The following is a 15,513-nucleotide window of genomic DNA, read 5'->3' as shown; positions in this document are numbered from 1 at the left end:
CAAGTAACTTGGACCAGTGTTGATCATTTAGCATTGTTCGAGGCATAGCGAGTGTAAAATTGGGTTTGGCGATTTAATTTTACTATCTCGCTATTTTTTTAATCAACAAATGTCAACAGACCCTAGTTAATCCTTGAAAATAAGTTGTATTCATTTTTCCCTCAAATAGAAATAATTTATTAGATTGTGGTCAAAATAATTAACTCCCGCACAACCTAAAAGTTAAGCTAAAGCAATATTTTATACAAAATAAAATAAATATTTCCTATCTTTAAAATAAAAAATTAATGGTATTCACTTCATTCCAAAAATCAGCTTTAACCCAAGCACTGTCATCACTGCACCCGCTGCCCGATCAAAACCCGCTTTAAACTTCAAATAGACTTTACGTGGTTTCTCTGCGGATAAAGCCACAGCGACCAATGAGCACCACCCTGCATCGATAAAGAAACACAAAACTGGCAGTACAAAGTAAAAATACGTTGGAATCTCTTTCGGTAAAAGTGCCGTAAAAATACTGGCTAACACAATTGCAATTTTCGGATTCGACAACTGGGTAATTAAACCAGTAGTAAATGCACGACGGAGTGACATTTGCGAGCTGCTGGCATCACCAGCTTCAATCGGTTCTTTGGCATGTTTTATAATTTTAAATGCCATCCAAAGCAGGTATAAACCACCACAAATTTTTAAAGCCAAATATGCAGAAGGTACAGCCAATAAAAATGCCTGCAAACCCAATACCGCTAAAAGCCCAAATATTGCAGCGCCCAAACCTGTACCAAGTGCGGTAAATAAACCGTGTTTACGTGAAATCGCAATGGAATTCTTCGCCACATAAATTGACGTTGGCCCCGGGCTCATTGCACCAAGTAATAGTGCTGCCGCAATCGAGCCTAATATCCAAAATGATTCCACTGTCACACCGTTTTCACTTAAATTCGTGGCAATTTTACAGATAGAATCTCTGAATTTCTCCCTATAATTTGCAGTGTTTATTTTAATTGACCAAATTTTTCACTATAAATAACTTGAATACCGCATTAATCCATCGCATGATCGCTAAAAGTACAAATTAATATCAAGACAATGAAATTAGCTGAAGCCCTACTTTTACGCAGTGACTTACAAACAAAATTGGCCTCGCTGCAACAAAGAATCAATAACAACGTGCTCATTCAAGAAGGTGATGCACCTAGCGAAGAACCAAATGCTTTAATTCAAGAAGCATTTGCTGTAAATACAGAACTTTATGGTTTAATTGAAAAGATTCACGCCACCAATGCACAAGCTAAAACCGGTTCAGGACGCTGCATGCTTTCAGTGCTCAATGAACGTGATTTATTGACCCAACAGCATCGAATCTTGCAACAAGCAATTGACAGCTCACGCCGTGAAAATGGTCGTTATAGCTCAAGTGAAATCCGTTGGATTAAAACCATTGCAGTGGCAGATTTACAGAAACAAGCCGATAGCATTAGTCAGCAACTTAGACAAAATAACTTAGAAATTCAGGCATCCAATTGGCAAATAGACCTAATAGATTGACCTGATTTAATCAATTGAACCGCGGTTCATTCCAGTTCGGGCATACTGGGCGAGTACAGAGCCTTTTTAAATGTTTGTAAGGCTTTAATCCAACAAACTAAACTGCAGAAGTAAGACGTCTACTTCAAAATGTTCACACATGTGACGTAGCACACTGCATCTGTGACTCTTTACATGTCACGTCTCACTACCGTGTACTGACAGTATGTCCACCCTATTTTTGACGGATCTATCTGCTAGTCGTCATCCGCAGCGGCTTCATTGAGTGCAACATCCTCACGGGGTAATTTATAGTCATGGTCATTTACAGGGACACCACCAATGATCATGGTGCGATGTTCGTTTTGAGGACGATGCAATTCGTCAGTCGTATCACAACCCACCATCCAAAAACTGCACAGGCACAGCATAGGCAGCACAGCCCGACTTAATTTGCTCATTGGATGCCCTCCATTTTTATAATTATCTTGCTTATAAATTCAGCATAGCATTTTTGTGCAGATATTCACCTTATTTATCTGCCGATTTAGGGTCAATTGTCAGGAATTATGTCTCGGCGGTCTTTCCAATGCGGATGCAGATTGATGCCGATAGAAAAATATTTTCTTTTTAAAATAAATAATTTATTCATTTTCTTATAACCACATAGAAGACAAGTTACAAAACTGCTATCGAATACGATTTTACTTCGGACACTTTTGTCCGTTTAATAGCTAGATAAATTTAGAATGATGATGTCAAAGAATAATGTCCACACGTCAACAACTCGCTGCGCAAAACCGAGAAGTGCTTTTAGAAGCTGCGATTGAGGTATTCCGTATTCACGGGATCAATGCGCCTTTACAACTCATCATCAATCAGGCTCAAGTTGGACGTGCGACGTTTTATCGTAATTTTAATGACCGTCGTGAGTTGGTACTCGCCTTAATGCAAGGTGCCTTGAACCGACTTGAACAGCGTGCGCTTAATTATGCACAGTTCGATGATGGATTTATTCGCCTCATTCAAGACCATATTTATAATATTCCCTATCTCACGGCTTTAATGGAATATTGGCGCGTGATCGATCGAGATGATCCTGCCATGGTTGAAATATACCAACGACGTGATGCCATATTGCAACCGATGATTGATCAGGCCATTCAAAATGGTCGCTGTCGAGCAGACTTTAAACCGGCAGACTATGCCATGGTCACTTCCATTTTACGTGCAGCTTTACAAGGCCATACCGAAGCAGATCAGGAAAAACTCGCCAAACGTGCCGTTGAGTTTTTACTACATGGTATTTGCGGGTAATACGTCATGTCCAAATCTCCACGTTTATTGGAACCTGCTCCGGATTGGACACCCGAAGAAAAACCGACTTTGCCCGGCTCTCCCGCTGCCATTGCACATCCCACCTATAAGCGTTTTTTATACTTCTTTATCGGTTTATTTGTTGCGATCTCGGGGAGTTTAAGTAATGGATTTATCACGGCAAATTTACCCCTTCTACAAGGTGAATATGGTTTAACGCCTTCAGAAGCGGCATGGATTCCTGCGGCATTTGTTATGGCCAATGTCAGCTCTAACCTGATCTTATTTAAAGCCCGTCAACAATATGGACTTAGGCTATTTTCAGAAATTGGTTTGGTTTTATTTATCGCTGTGATGGTGCTGCATTTATTCGTCCATACCTATGAAATGGCAATTTTTGCACGGGTGATTAGCGGCTTACTTGCAGCTCCACTCAGTTCGCTTGGGATGTATTACATCATGCAAGCCTTTAAACGTGCTCATTTTGGTCGTGGGCTTTATCTAGCTTTGGGCTTTCAGCAGTTGGGGATTCCACTGGCATGGATCATGTCGCCCTATCTGGTCGATGTCAACGATTGGTCTATTTTTTACACCTTTGAATTAGGTTTAGCCTTATGTTGTTTGGCGATGGTGGTCTCTCTAAAACTGCCACGAAGCCTACGTATAGAAGTGTTTGAAAAGCAAGATTTATTCACCTTTGCATTATTGGCACCCGGCTTTGCTTTGCTATGTATCGTGCTAACTCAAGGCCCGATTCTTTGGTGGTTTGAGGCTGAATGGTTGGCCTATTTACTCATCGCCGCTTTGATTCTTTTAGTTGTCGGCCTGACCTATGAACATTTTCGGGTCAACCCCCTGATTGTCACACGCTGGCTCGGAACATCGTCTACCGTAAGTTTTATTATCGGTGCCTTTGCCATTCGCTTCCTCATGTCAGAACAAAGCTATGCGGCCGTGAATTTTTTGAAAACCATGGGCATGGGACCCGACCAATTTGTTTCCTTTTATACCGTCGTGCTGATCGGGATTGTCTTAGGCACAGTGTTTAGTGCCCTGACCTTTTCCAAAGAAAAAATCGTGCTTCATCTGCTTGGTGCAGCAGGTCTCGTGCTCTTTGCCTGTGCGCTGGATTACCACCTGACCAGTGATGTTCGACCGCATGATTTTTATTGGAGTCAGTTTTTGGTGGGCTTTGCTAGTGGCATGTTTATTGGCCCACTTTTGCTTACAGGCATTGTCAGTGCTTTACAAAAAGGCCCATCTCACATGGTGACGTTTATCGTGCTGTTTTCTGCAACGCAAACCTTTGGGGGATTGGTCGGATCATCGTTCTTTTCGACCTATCAGCAAATGCGTACCCAAACCTATCAGGCACAGATTTATAATGATTTATCGCAAACCTCACCTATAGTGGAACAGCGCCTACAACTATTGGCTCAAATTGCGCATCAATATTCTTTAGACCCTAATTTAGATCAACAACAAGCCATACGTAGCCTTAATCAAACCATCACTCGAGAAGCCCAAGTTCGAGCCTATAACGATGTGATTTTTTTAAATGGCATATTCGCCGTTTTATTGTTGCTTTGGGGTTTATTGCTGATGGGCAAAAATAAATATCAATTACGCCAACAGCAACGCACGGATAGTAGTTAAAATTTTCCCGACTTAAACAACATAAGCAACCGCCAAATGACCTAATTGATATTGAGAACACCATGACCGAAGACCATAAACCCACTGAGCAAGCAGCACCGCAGCAACCACAAACAGCAACCGCTATGCCTGCGCCATCAAGCAAGCTTATCTCTACGCCGCAGCGGACCCTGATTTTCATGTTGATCATCCTCTTGCTGGGGATTGCGCTGATCTTATGGGCGTGGCGGATTGGTCCATTTCATAACAGTATCGAGTCGACTGAAAATAGCTATGTCAAAGGCAAAACCACGGTGCTTTCATCACAAATTAATGGTTATGTGAAAGATGTTTTGGTGACGGATTTTGATCATGTGAAAAAAGGTCAAGTGCTTATGCATATCGATGCAACGACCTATGATCAAAAAGTCACACAAGCTGAATCTGGGGTGGAACAAGCACAGAACTCGCTTGCCAATCAAAGCCAGGCCATTAAACAACGCAGAGCGGATATTATGGTAGCCGAAGCGAAAGTGGACCAATCACGTGCGGCCTATGAATTAGCCCTTGCACAAATGACGCGCTACCAACAACTCGGCAATACTGGCGCTGCGTCGAAAACGGAACAAGACAAAGCCACTGCAGATGCAAAAAATAGTTTGGCCCAACTTCATCAAGCAGAAGCCAATTTACTGGTTGCCAAAGAATCATTCAAAACCGCACAAGTTGCAGCGACGGGGCTTAAAGCACAAGTAAATAGTGCCAAAGCACAATTTGATCAGGCTGTGACCACCAAAGACTACAGCACGATTGTAGCGCCTATGGATGGTCAGCTAGGTGAAGTGAGCCCGCGGATTGGTCAATACGTTGCAGCAGGCACTCAACTGATGTATTTGATTCCACAGCAGCGCTGGGTGACTGCCAACTTTAAAGAAACGCAAATTGCAGATATGCATATTGGTCAAAAAGCGTGGTTCAGCGTCGATGGCATGAAACATCAAAAATTTTACGGCAAAGTTGAGCAAATCTCCCCTGCGGCTGGTTCTGAATTTAGTGTATTGAAACCTGACAATGCCACAGGAAATTTCACCAAAGTCGTGCAACGCATTGCCGTGAAAATTGCGATTGATCCCAATCAACAAGGTTTGGAAAACTTAAGACCCGGTATGTCTGTCGTCACCTCCGTAGATGTTGCTAGTTAGTTGATGTTGATAGTTAGCGGACGCTGGCAGTGAAGTACTATAAGCAAAGTTGAACAATACAAGATGTAAAGGATTTCATCTTCTGCACCTCCCGTTTTACAATGCCTACCTATTTGACCTCCAACCACCAAGATAACGATTACCAGCATGTTTGAATCTATCGCCCACGCCATTCCTGAGCAGACTATTCAATATCAAGGGGTTGATTTGTGTATTAAGCGTTTGGACTTGGTACACCCACAAATATCAGGCAATAAATTTTATAAACTCAAATATAATTTTATTGAAGCACAGAAATTAGGGTTTAAACAGGTGCTTAGCTTTGGCGGTGCTTATTCAAATCACATTGCAGCCACTGCATATGCTGCACATTTATTTGGTTTCGGCAGTTTAGGCATCATCCGTGGCGAAGAATTACAACATCAAGCCCGAAATCCTACTTTAGCCACCGCCGAACAGTTTGGTATGCAGTTCAGTTTTGTCACACGCCAACAGTATCGAGAACAGAAACAAGCAGACGCTTTAGCGCAATTACAACAGCAATATCCCGAACATTATGTCATTCCTGAAGGTGGAACTAATGCATTGGCTATCCGTGGCTGTACGGAAATCTTAAGCCATGAAAATCAACAAAATTTTGATCTCATCTGCTGTGCAGTCGGTACAGGTGGAACCATAACGGGCTTGATCGAAGCCAGTGCGGAACATCAACATGTTCTTGGTTTTTCTGCGCTCAAAGGAAATTTTCTTTGCGACGATGTTGCTCAGTTGACGCAGAAAACCAATTGGAACATCAGTGATGAATTTTGCTGTGGCGGCTATGCCAAAACAACGCCGGAACTTTTACAGTTTATGCAAGACTTTGAACATCGCTATGCGATCCCATTAGAACAGGTTTATACGGCTAAAATGTTGCGAGGTATTTTCAGCATGATTGAGCGGGGTCAGATTACAAACCATCAGCGTGTTTTAGTGATTCATACTGGTGGCCTACAAGGTCGCCTGAAAGGTTCAACCGAAGCGCTAAAAAGCGTATAATCCTGCGTCCTTTCTTCCACGCGGAAACTTACCATGTCGCAAAATCAATATGATGTCCTTGTTTTAGGTGCTGGTGCATCAGGCTTAATGACGGCATATAAAGCGGCGCAGCGTGGACGCAAAGTTTTGGTGGTTGAAAAAGCCAATAAAGTTGGCAAAAAGATCCTGATGTCTGGCGGTGGTAAATGCAATTTCACCAATTTGTATGTCGAACCAGAAAATTATATTTCACATAATCCACACTTTGTTATTTCAGCATTAACTCGCTATACCAACTGGGACTTCATTGGTATGGTCTGCGAATATGGCATTGAGTACGAAGAGCGCAAACATGGGCAGTTATTTACCCAAAATGGTGCAAAAGAAATTCTCGCCATGCTATTGGCAGAATGTGACAAAACAGGATTGGTGGATATTAAAACCAACTGTGAAGTAAAAGCAGTCAATGCCTTACCTGAACAAGGCTTTCAAGTGGCAACCAATCTAGGCTATTTTGAAGCAGAATCGGTGGTTATTGCCACTGGTGGTCTGTCTATTCCTACATTAGGCGGTTCAGGAATTGGCTATGAGATTGCTAAACAATTCGGACATTCCGTCTACCCCACTCGCGCTGGCTTAGTACCCTTCACCTTTTCAGATAGTTTTAAAGAAGTCACCACACGCTTGAGTGGCAATGCTGTTGAAGCCACGTTATCGAATGAGTTAAATAGTTTTACTGAGGCTTTACTCTTTACTCACCGTGGTTTAAGTGGCCCAAGCTCATTGCAGCTTTCAAACTACTGGGATGTCGGTCAACGCTTTAATATCAATTTCCTGCCAACTTTAGATGTTTTAGATTTCCTCAAATCTAAGAAATCTAGTCAACCGAAAGTGTTACTGCGTACACTGTTCAATGAACACTTACCGAAAAGCGTGGTTGTGGAATTACAAAATCTGATTTGGCCTGAACAAGCTGATTTAGCCATTGGCAATATCAGTGATGAAAAACTAGAACTCATTGCAAGCCGTCTGGAAAGCTTTGAAGTGAAGCCATCAGGCACTGAAGGTTACCGTACTGCTGAAGTTACACTGGGTGGTGTCGATACCACTGAAGTCTCATCAAAAACCATGGAAAGTAAAAAACAGAAAGGTTTGTACTTTATTGGCGAAGTACTTGATGTAACAGGTCATTTAGGTGGATACAACTTCCAATGGGCATGGGCTTCTGCGCATGCAGCTTCTGAATACGTCTGATCTCGACATAGAATTAATTAAATATAACCTGCAGAAGATCTCTGCATAAAAAAAGGGCTGATTCATTCAGCCCTTTTTCTTGCCCGATCTGACTTATTCAAGATAGTCGGTTTTAAATAATGATACTGACGACGACGAAGTTCGTTGAATTGTCATATCCATTTTTTCAACGGCAACTGAAATATGTTGTGGTTGCACGCTTGCGGTTTGTTTGAGTGTCGATACTAAAGTATTGAGCATTGAAATTACCCCCATTTTGCCATTCCTTTGCACGGATCATAAGTGTCATTCATGACAGCAATATGAATCCTAAGTTTTTATATTTTAAGTAATATTCTATATATCACTATTACTTAAAATACCAATTTTCGAGTAAATTTCAATCATTATTTTTGGACTGATTGGTATAATTTTTTTCACTTTTTAGCGGTGATTGTTCTGCCTGCTCCAAATTAGTGCGTTTTGGTTTTGCAAAAATAAAGCGTCGTGCGCTTGCCAAAAAACCCACCGTGATCCCTGCAATAATCACTGGGGCTAAAAATTTATTCGGTGCTTTTGCCATACAATATTCCTTATAAAGCATTAAAATCGACCACTTAAGCGTGGCCGATTTTTTTAAAGACAGAATAGTTTAATTTGGATCATCTGGTTTTGGCGGGGTTAAAGGTGCCGAATTTTCAGCCTCGCCTGTCGATCCAAATGGATTATTTTGTGGTTGATCACTTGGGTTTACATCCAACTGATCTGGCGTGGCCGTTTCTTTTTCACTGACACCGGGAGCAGCCTGTTGAATGTTTGGATAGCCATCATCGGTTTTCACTTCAGAAGTCATCACAGATGTTGATGGCGTTGGACTCGCTGTAGACGATGTTGGCGTATTAAAGGTGGTTTTTGCCTTCGCCTGTTCCTGTACTGGATTCGGTTCGTTGGCTTCACGTTTTGCTTTATCAATAAGATCTGATAACAATCGTTCCGCCGGATTGCGACCACCTAAACCAAAGGCCAAAGCGAAAGCAACTGCAACCGCACCGAGAGTTAAACCAAAGGCCAAATTCACGATCGAGTCGGCAATACCCATGGCACGCAAGCCCATGGCTACAACCAAGCCCATAATCAGCACACGGACCAAATTACCTAACCAACGTGAACTGTTATATTCCCCTCGTTGCACCACATTTGCCACAATATTGGCAAGCCAGAAACCCACCACCAAGATTACAGCACCAAGTAAAATACTTGCACCGAACTGGATAAACATAGCAATAAGGGCACTGATTTGCTCAAAGCCTAAACGGTTAGCAGCTTCAGATACCGCAAACAGCATGGTGAAAAATACAATGAGGCAACCGACAACATCCGACACTTTGGTTTTGCCCAAAAAGCGTTGAATGTCTAATTTTTCTGGCACAGTATCAACACCTGTACCCGAGATCACATCCACAACTAGACGCGCTACAAAGCGTGACACCACATAGGCCAAGATTAAGATTAAACCTGCGGCAATGATGTTCGGTATCGCATACATGATCTCATGTAACATGGCTGTTGCAGGCTGAGAAATCGCCTCGATACCAAGTGCTTCGAAAGCCACAATTAATGCAGTGATAATGACTATAGCAAAGACAAAATTACCCAAAACTTGAGCAAGTTTTGCGTTTTTAAACATGCCCACTTTTTCGACTTGCTGCTGCAAACTCAAACTGTTCACCAAGCCTTCCACGATACCTCGCACAATCTTCGCCAAAATATAACCCACAAAGACGATGACACCGGCAATAAAGATATTGGGAAGATAAGAAACAACTTCAGTGACCATATTTTGGATTGGGAACAATAGACCGTTCAAACCCAAGATCGATAAAACAATCGGTAGGAAAAGTAACAAAATCAGCCAATATACAATTTCACTGATATTTTGACTGATAGGGCTGACACCAACCTCAGAACTAAGTTTTTCATCGAGTTGGGTTTTATCAAGCAGTTTCTTTGAACCGACTTTGACCAAACTCGCCACGATCCAACCAATAAAACCTACAGCTACCGCAGCCAAGAGCTGTGGAATAAATAACAAGAACTGCTGAATCATATTACTGAATGGGCCACTGACACTGGTCAAATTCAGCACATTGAGCGCACCAATGACGGCAATGATCAAAATAATCCAGAACACTACTCTGGAGACTATATTTTCAACATTGGAACGGTGCCCAGTTGCATTTGAAAGTTTTTGATTTGTACCTAATTGTTGCAGAACTTTTTTGACGCCAGCAGCAATCAATAAAGCAATGACCCAACCAATCAGGAGAATTGCTACTGCACTTAAAATGGGGTGAAACTGTTCCCAATAATACATGGCATCAAAACGGCCACGCGGACCACCCAGATAATCATTCATACGTTCGCCCTCATTGTTATACATGATCTGTTGTTATGTGCATTTTTACGTATGCCGCGATATCACACAGCATTGGTGCTTTAAACTTGAGCTTTCTTTTCCACCTTAGTTTTTGCGTATTTTTTAATCAACCAAAGTATGCATAACTCCAACAAAAGCTCACAATTGAATGTAAAAAAGCCTTGGCATAACCAAGGCTTTATTTGTGTCATTCTGATGAGATGCTTAAGGTTCAGATCTTGCAATCATGTAAATCTGACTCATGTATTTATCATCAATGATCTGTCGCAGTTGCAGTATTTGAATCATTGGCAACAGCTTCATCCCCTGCTGTACCGCTAGTCGTATCATTGGCAGTTGCAGTTTGTGCATTCGGTGCAGGATGATCAGGTGGTGCATCCGAAGCAGACGGTTTCATATCTGCAAACATATAAAACAATAACGCGATTAAGAAGATACCCACTAAAATTAGCATATACACTGGGATACGTTTTTTTTGTGTTGTTTCTTCTACACTGGTGGTATGGGGCGGTTTATTAAAATCGTGTGTCATATTCCCCTCGCTATTTTGTTGTTCGTCGTTCACTTTTTATACTAACAATACAATATCCTTTGTTGTGTGAAGAACAATTACAATCCGTGAAAACATGTAACTTGAAAGATCAGTTCAATTTACATCCGTCTTGCTGTTTAAATAGATGACTGATTTTTAGATTTAAAATCAATCACTAAGGTAAAAATATCGGAGCATGAAATGAATGTACCATTTCAATCGTATTCATTTTCAGAGTATCAAGTGTTGCAAAAATAAATGCTTTTTTGAGCTAGATGGAATTCTCTGCTTTTGATGAATGAAATGAGCTATAATCATGCACCTTATTTTTCACCTGTTATCAAATCTATGGCGTACCATCAACAAGGTGTAACGCTTGATCTTGACACTGACGTCACTCATCAATGTTCCCTTCATTACACTCGCGATCAACATCTTATTGGCATTATTGAATTTAGTAAGCCAAGTTATGTGTTGAAATGGGGTGATTTGGAATATTTTCGCCGACGTACTGAAGAGTTTTCAGTGATGCCATTCCCTGAATGCATCAATGCGATGGTGATTGATATTCGAAATATTGCGGCTTTTTTAGATAATGAAGTGCCTATTATTCCTTGGCGCTTGCTCGAAGAAGAATGCCCGATTCGCTTAGTTGTTCCCCAAGATCGACTGGAGCATTATGCTGGCTTTTTTGAACCGACTTGGTTGACTGCTGACGTAGACACAGCGATTCAAGAAATTCGTGAATTTATGGATATGTTTGTGCATTAATACGGAGATTAAACTAAAGTTTAATCCCGAAAACCTCCATTTGGAGGTTTTTTTATGCCCTTTTATTTTCATTATCTATTTCACAATAAATATAATTCATTTAATATTCAATCGCTTATAGTAAATTTACTTATAAAAAATCTTCATAACTTATCCCATTTCTTAGTAACAATTCGGCAATAAATTTTGCTTGAGCCTTGTTCGATTTATCACCTAAGATGTAGAAAATGATCTCTTTTTTATTGTTGAAACATTCTTAAAAACAGAGCAATAAAACTAAATACGTAACAGGATCATAAAAAGTGGATATTAAATCAGGGTAAAAGGAGTTTTAACGATGACGTCAAAAAAACATTTAGCAACTTTGTTCTGTGCAAGTGCGCTCACTTTAGGGCTTAGCGCATGTAGTGACAATAAAGCACCTACAACGGATAAAGCTGCAGGAAGTGAAGCTGCTGTTTCTGACTCAGGGACTTTAGATAAGATCAAAAAATCGGGCACGATTGTTTTAGGCTATCGCGATTCATCGATTCCATTTTCATATATCGCAGATAATCCAAACCAACCTGTGGGTTATGCGCATGATCTTCAATTAAAAGTAGTTGAAGCAGTAAAAAAACAATTAAATCTTCCCGATTTAAAAATCCGTTATAACTTAGTGACCAGCCAAAACCGTATTCCATTGGTTTCTAATGGCACCGTCGACTTAGAGTGTGGTTCAACCACCAACAATAAAGAACGCCAACAACAAGTTGATTTCTCAACAGGTTTCTTTGAAGTGGGTTCACGCTTACTTACTGCAAAAGACTCTGGGATTAAAGACTTCGCTGACCTTAAAGGTAAAAAATTAGTCACCACGGCAGGAACTACATCTGAACGTTATATTCGTCAACATGAAAAAGAGTTAGGTATTGGTGAAGTCATTTCTGCCAAAGACCATGCTGAGTCTTTCCTCATGCTACAAAATGGTCGTGCAGCGGCATTTATGATGGATGATATTTTGCTGGCGGGTGAAAAATCGAAAGCCAAAGATCCAAATAAATGGGAAATCGTGGGTACAGCACCGATTCAAGAAATTTATGGTTGTATGCTACGTAAAGGCGATACTGGCTTTAAACAAGTGGTTGATGATGCAATCAAAGCGACCTATAGCTCTGGTGAAATCAATGACATGTATAAAAAATGGTTCCAAACGCCAATTCCACCAAAAAATATCAATTTGAATTTCCCGATGTCTGATCAATTAAAAGCATTGATTAGCAATCCACATGACCGTGACGAATAACTTTCCCTAAACATTCTAAAGATGCTTAAGCCAAACGGATTTTGGCTTAAGCTCATTATAGGGAGTTCCTATGAATTATAGCTGGAATTGGGGTGTGCTGTTCCAATCTACTGGTGTAGGTGATTCGACCTACCTGAATTGGATTTTAATTGGAATCGGCTGGCTGTTTGTCATCGCTTTGGTGGCATGGAGCATTGCGATGGTGCTCGGCAGCATCTTGGGTATTATGCGTACCCTACCGAGTCCTGTAGCACGAGGTATTGGTACGGCCTACGTGACTATTTTCCGAAATGTACCCTTATTGATTCAACTGTTTATTTGGTTCTATGTTGTACCTAACTTCCTCCCTGCTGCGATTAAAAGCTGGTGGATGAATGACCTTGGAGCAAATACGACCGCCTTAATTTCTGCAAGTGTCGGTTTGGGTCTTTTTACAGCTGCACGGGTCTGTGAACAAGTCAGGACAGGTATTGAAGCGCTTCCTTTGGGGCAAACCAATGCAGGTTATGCCATGGGATTTAGCACGGCTCAACTATACCGCTATGTGATCTTACCGCAGTCATTCCGCACGATTTTGCCACCTCTCAGCTCTGAGTTGACCAACTGTGTCAAAAACACCTCAGTTGCGTCTTTGGTCGGTGTTGCAGAAATCATTTCACAGATGAAAACCATCAGTGAATACACGCAAAACACCATCGAAATTTATACCTACGTCACCATTATTTTCATCGTGATCAACATCTGTTTAATTGGTTTCATGAATTTTCTGGAAAAACGCCTACGCGTTCCTGGCTTAATTGCAGGAGATAAATAATGGAATGGCTCAGTTCTTTTATTCAAGACCTCCAAGCGTCTGGCCCTGCGCTATGGCATGGTTTCAGCATCACACTCAAAGTGGTGATCACGGCAACCATTGGTGGTGTCTTTATTGCGACTTTATTGGCGTTGATGCGCCTGTCCTCGATTAAGGCATTTAATATTTTTGCTAAAGGCTATGTGAACCTCTTTCGTTCTATTCCTTTGCTCTTGGTGCTGATGTGGTTCTACTTTGCCGTACCCTTTATCTACACAGGGATCACGGGTAACTATCTAACGATTGATACAGCCCTCGTTTCGAGTATCGTGGCCTTCATGCTATTTGAAGCGGCTTACTTTTCAGAGATTGTCCGTGCCGGGATTCAATCAATTCCTAAAGGTCAAACTTCTGCAGCTTATGCTTTGGGTATGAGCTATAGCCAAGCGATGCGCTTAATTATTTTGCCGCAATCTTTTCGCAAAATGACGCCACTGCTTTTACAGCAAACCATTATTCTGTTTCAAGATTCAACCATGGTTTATGCCATCGGACTGTTAGACTTTTTCCGCACCAACTATGTTCGAGGCGACCTCATGTCATTGTTAACTCAATACATTCTATTTGCCGGTTTGGTGTATTTCACTATTAGTATGATCGCTACCTATGCAGTTAAAAAATTACAACGGAGGTTAAGTGTATGACCGATCAAAAAACGATGATTGACCTCCAAAATGTCAGTAAATGGTATAAAGATTTTCAAGTGCTTACCGATTGCACGACTCAAATTAAACAAGGTGAAGTGGTTGTAGTGTGTGGACCTTCAGGTTCAGGTAAATCAACGCTCATTAAAACCGTTAATGGACTTGAGCCTTTTCAGGCCGGTACGATTTTAGTCGACGGTATTTCCATTAATGACCCAAAAACCGATTTAAATAAACTACGTAGTCGTGTTGGTATGGTGTTCCAGCACTTTGAACTGTTTCCACATTTATCCATTACAGAAAACCTGACCATTGCGCAGGTTAAAGTCTTGGGTCGATCAGAAGCCGAAGCTAAGAAAAAAGGCTTGGCTTATTTAGATCGTGTGGGTTTGAGTGCACATGCCGCTAAATTCCCTGCACAGTTATCAGGTGGACAGCAACAACGTGTTGCGATTGCACGTGCGCTCAGTATGGACCCGATTGCCATGTTGTTTGATGAGCCGACTTCGGCACTTGATCCAGAGATAATTAACGAAGTGCTTGATGTGATGGTGGGTCTTGCCAAAGAAGGTATGACCATGATGTGTGTAACCCATGAGATGGGCTTTGCGCGTCAGGTTGCGGACCGTGTGATCTTTATGGATCAAGGAAAAATTGTGGAAGACTGCAGTAAAGATGATTTCTTTAATGCCCCTCGTGGTGAACGAGCGCAGCAGTTCTTAAATAAAATTCTGCATTAACATCAAAACGTTTATTTAACTGATGTTACGCAGTAACATCAGAAGCGTAATTTGATTCAAAATAAAAGTACGATACGCGGTAACGTCATCCGCAAGTGTTTGAGATAGGAATTCTTCTAATCAAAAATGTTTTTGCGATACTTTAGATAATTAGACGCTTGTGAACGAGTTTTGTCGGTGAGGTGCATTGCACCGCAAGATGGTTTCCTTGCGAAGCACGCTTCTCATTTTGCCTAATGAGAAGCGTGCTTCGTAAGAGTACCTCCAGCCGAAGGCTAATCCCTTTATTCATTCCCTTGATGTAAGACTCCGTCGAATTG

At 41.3% G+C, this 15,513-nt stretch carries 16 protein-coding genes; 11 read left to right on the top strand and 5 right to left on the bottom strand.

Annotated elements, in window-relative coordinates:
* Nucleotides 1-294 precede the first annotated feature (294 nt).
* The gene (locus tag FTT85_RS07700; RefSeq protein WP_078191198.1) at nt 295-918 is read right to left on the bottom strand and encodes a LysE family translocator; all 624 of its coding nucleotides are present in this window, start codon (nt 916-918) and stop codon (nt 295-297) included.
* A gap of 171 nt (nt 919-1,089) precedes the next feature.
* Between FTT85_RS07700 and FTT85_RS07695 the strand changes: the two genes are divergently transcribed.
* Nucleotides 1,090-1,548 carry a DIP1984 family protein gene (locus FTT85_RS07695; RefSeq protein WP_111884907.1) on the top strand — a complete coding sequence of 153 codons (459 nt, stop codon included), beginning with the start codon at nt 1,090-1,092 and terminating at the stop codon, nt 1,546-1,548.
* Nucleotides 1,549-1,784: 236 nt separating this feature from the next.
* On the opposite strand, the gene FTT85_RS07690 is transcribed toward FTT85_RS07695, so the two are convergent.
* Complete coding sequence (locus tag FTT85_RS07690; RefSeq protein ID WP_078191077.1) at nt 1,785-1,988, bottom strand: NF038215 family lipoprotein; 204 nt, start codon at nt 1,986-1,988, stop codon at nt 1,785-1,787.
* A 307-nt stretch (nt 1,989-2,295) separates the two neighbouring features.
* Between FTT85_RS07690 and FTT85_RS07685 the strand changes: the two genes are divergently transcribed.
* From FTT85_RS07685 to FTT85_RS07665, 5 genes are all read left to right on the top strand, one after another.
* Entirely contained in the window at nt 2,296-2,844 is a 549-nt protein-coding gene (locus FTT85_RS07685; RefSeq protein WP_180009850.1) for a TetR/AcrR family transcriptional regulator, read from the top strand.
* Nucleotides 2,845-2,850: 6 nt separating this feature from the next.
* A complete protein-coding gene (locus tag FTT85_RS07680; protein ID WP_180183247.1) occupies nt 2,851-4,500 on the top strand; it encodes an MFS transporter in 1,650 nt (549 codons plus the stop codon).
* A gap of 62 nt (nt 4,501-4,562) precedes the next feature.
* Entirely contained in the window at nt 4,563-5,681 is a 1,119-nt protein-coding gene (locus tag FTT85_RS07675; RefSeq protein WP_180183246.1) for an HlyD family secretion protein, read from the top strand.
* 147 nt (nt 5,682-5,828) lie between these two features.
* On the top strand, nt 5,829-6,719 hold the full coding sequence (locus tag FTT85_RS07670) for a 1-aminocyclopropane-1-carboxylate deaminase/D-cysteine desulfhydrase (protein ID WP_180183245.1): 891 nt from the start codon (nt 5,829-5,831) through the stop codon (nt 6,717-6,719).
* A 33-nt stretch (nt 6,720-6,752) separates the two neighbouring features.
* On the top strand, nt 6,753-7,952 hold the full coding sequence (locus tag FTT85_RS07665) for an NAD(P)/FAD-dependent oxidoreductase (RefSeq protein WP_180111758.1): 1,200 nt from the start codon (nt 6,753-6,755) through the stop codon (nt 7,950-7,952).
* Nucleotides 7,953-8,331: 379 nt separating this feature from the next.
* Here the strand turns inward: FTT85_RS07665 and FTT85_RS07660 are convergent, their stop codons facing one another.
* The 3 genes from FTT85_RS07660 to FTT85_RS07650 all read right to left on the bottom strand — a co-directional run bounded on the left by FTT85_RS07660 (nt 8,332) and on the right by FTT85_RS07650 (nt 10,900).
* Nucleotides 8,332-8,514: a hypothetical protein gene (locus tag FTT85_RS07660; RefSeq protein WP_180183244.1), complete on the bottom strand. Its 183-nt coding sequence runs from the start codon at nt 8,512-8,514 to the stop codon at nt 8,332-8,334.
* Nucleotides 8,515-8,583: 69 nt separating this feature from the next.
* A complete protein-coding gene (locus FTT85_RS07655) occupies nt 8,584-10,347 on the bottom strand; it encodes a mechanosensitive ion channel (RefSeq protein ID WP_168378573.1) in 1,764 nt (587 codons plus the stop codon).
* 274 nt (nt 10,348-10,621) lie between these two features.
* Nucleotides 10,622-10,900, bottom strand: coding sequence for a hypothetical protein (locus FTT85_RS07650; protein WP_180021321.1), 279 nt, complete (start codon nt 10,898-10,900; stop codon nt 10,622-10,624).
* 348 nt (nt 10,901-11,248) lie between these two features.
* Here FTT85_RS07650 and FTT85_RS07645 point away from each other — a divergent pair, with 348 nt between their 5' ends.
* The 5 genes from FTT85_RS07645 (at nt 11,249) to FTT85_RS07625 (ending at nt 15,193) form a co-directional block, all read left to right on the top strand.
* The gene (locus FTT85_RS07645) at nt 11,249-11,671 is read left to right on the top strand and encodes a hypothetical protein (protein WP_078192409.1); all 423 of its coding nucleotides are present in this window, start codon (nt 11,249-11,251) and stop codon (nt 11,669-11,671) included.
* 337 nt (nt 11,672-12,008) lie between these two features.
* Nucleotides 12,009-12,956 (top strand): transporter substrate-binding domain-containing protein, encoded by a 948-nt coding sequence (locus tag FTT85_RS07640; protein ID WP_180004747.1) that lies wholly within the window; start codon nt 12,009-12,011, stop codon nt 12,954-12,956.
* A gap of 70 nt (nt 12,957-13,026) precedes the next feature.
* Nucleotides 13,027-13,770, top strand: coding sequence for an amino acid ABC transporter permease (locus tag FTT85_RS07635; protein WP_078191087.1), 744 nt, complete (start codon nt 13,027-13,029; stop codon nt 13,768-13,770).
* Entirely contained in the window at nt 13,770-14,453 is a 684-nt protein-coding gene (locus FTT85_RS07630) for an ABC transporter permease subunit (RefSeq protein WP_180183243.1), read from the top strand. The genes FTT85_RS07635 and FTT85_RS07630 overlap by 1 nt, the downstream gene beginning before the upstream one ends.
* Nucleotides 14,450-15,193, top strand: a complete 744-nt coding sequence (locus FTT85_RS07625; protein ID WP_373886882.1) for an amino acid ABC transporter ATP-binding protein — start codon at nt 14,450-14,452, stop codon at nt 15,191-15,193. The genes FTT85_RS07630 and FTT85_RS07625 overlap by 4 nt, the downstream gene beginning before the upstream one ends.
* The last annotated feature ends 320 nt before the right edge of the window (nt 15,194-15,513 follow it).

It is taken from the genome of Acinetobacter sp. YH01020 (genome assembly GCF_013420275.1).
Taxonomy (GTDB): domain Bacteria; phylum Pseudomonadota; class Gammaproteobacteria; order Pseudomonadales; family Moraxellaceae; genus Acinetobacter; species Acinetobacter amyesii.
The sequence above is the reverse complement of the archived record's forward strand: the minus strand, read 5'-3'. Positions and strand labels throughout refer to the sequence as shown.

Bases quoted from the DNA above. Each gene is read 5' to 3' on its own strand.
- FTT85_RS07625 (WP_373886882.1), top strand. From the start codon at position 14,450: ATGACCGATCAAAAAACGATGATTGACCTCCAAAATGTCAGTAAATGG.
- FTT85_RS07690 (WP_078191077.1), bottom strand. From the start codon at position 1,988: ATGAGCAAATTAAGTCGGGCTGTGCTGCCTATGCTGTGCCTGTGCAGT.
- FTT85_RS07640 (WP_180004747.1), top strand. From the start codon at position 12,009: ATGACGTCAAAAAAACATTTAGCAACTTTGTTCTGTGCAAGTGCGCTC.
- FTT85_RS07670 (WP_180183245.1), top strand. From the start codon at position 5,829: ATGTTTGAATCTATCGCCCACGCCATTCCTGAGCAGACTATTCAATAT.
- FTT85_RS07680 (WP_180183247.1), top strand. From the start codon at position 2,851: ATGTCCAAATCTCCACGTTTATTGGAACCTGCTCCGGATTGGACACCC.
- FTT85_RS07665 (WP_180111758.1), top strand. From the start codon at position 6,753: ATGTCGCAAAATCAATATGATGTCCTTGTTTTAGGTGCTGGTGCATCA.
- FTT85_RS07695 (WP_111884907.1), top strand. From the start codon at position 1,090: ATGAAATTAGCTGAAGCCCTACTTTTACGCAGTGACTTACAAACAAAA.
- FTT85_RS07645 (WP_078192409.1), top strand. From the start codon at position 11,249: ATGGCGTACCATCAACAAGGTGTAACGCTTGATCTTGACACTGACGTC.
- FTT85_RS07630 (WP_180183243.1), top strand. From the start codon at position 13,770: ATGGAATGGCTCAGTTCTTTTATTCAAGACCTCCAAGCGTCTGGCCCT.
- FTT85_RS07675 (WP_180183246.1), top strand. From the start codon at position 4,563: ATGACCGAAGACCATAAACCCACTGAGCAAGCAGCACCGCAGCAACCA.
- FTT85_RS07685 (WP_180009850.1), top strand. From the start codon at position 2,296: ATGTCCACACGTCAACAACTCGCTGCGCAAAACCGAGAAGTGCTTTTA.
- FTT85_RS07650 (WP_180021321.1), bottom strand. From the start codon at position 10,900: ATGACACACGATTTTAATAAACCGCCCCATACCACCAGTGTAGAAGAA.
- FTT85_RS07660 (WP_180183244.1), bottom strand. From the start codon at position 8,514: ATGGCAAAAGCACCGAATAAATTTTTAGCCCCAGTGATTATTGCAGGG.
- FTT85_RS07635 (WP_078191087.1), top strand. From the start codon at position 13,027: ATGAATTATAGCTGGAATTGGGGTGTGCTGTTCCAATCTACTGGTGTA.
- FTT85_RS07655 (WP_168378573.1), bottom strand. From the start codon at position 10,347: ATGAATGATTATCTGGGTGGTCCGCGTGGCCGTTTTGATGCCATGTAT.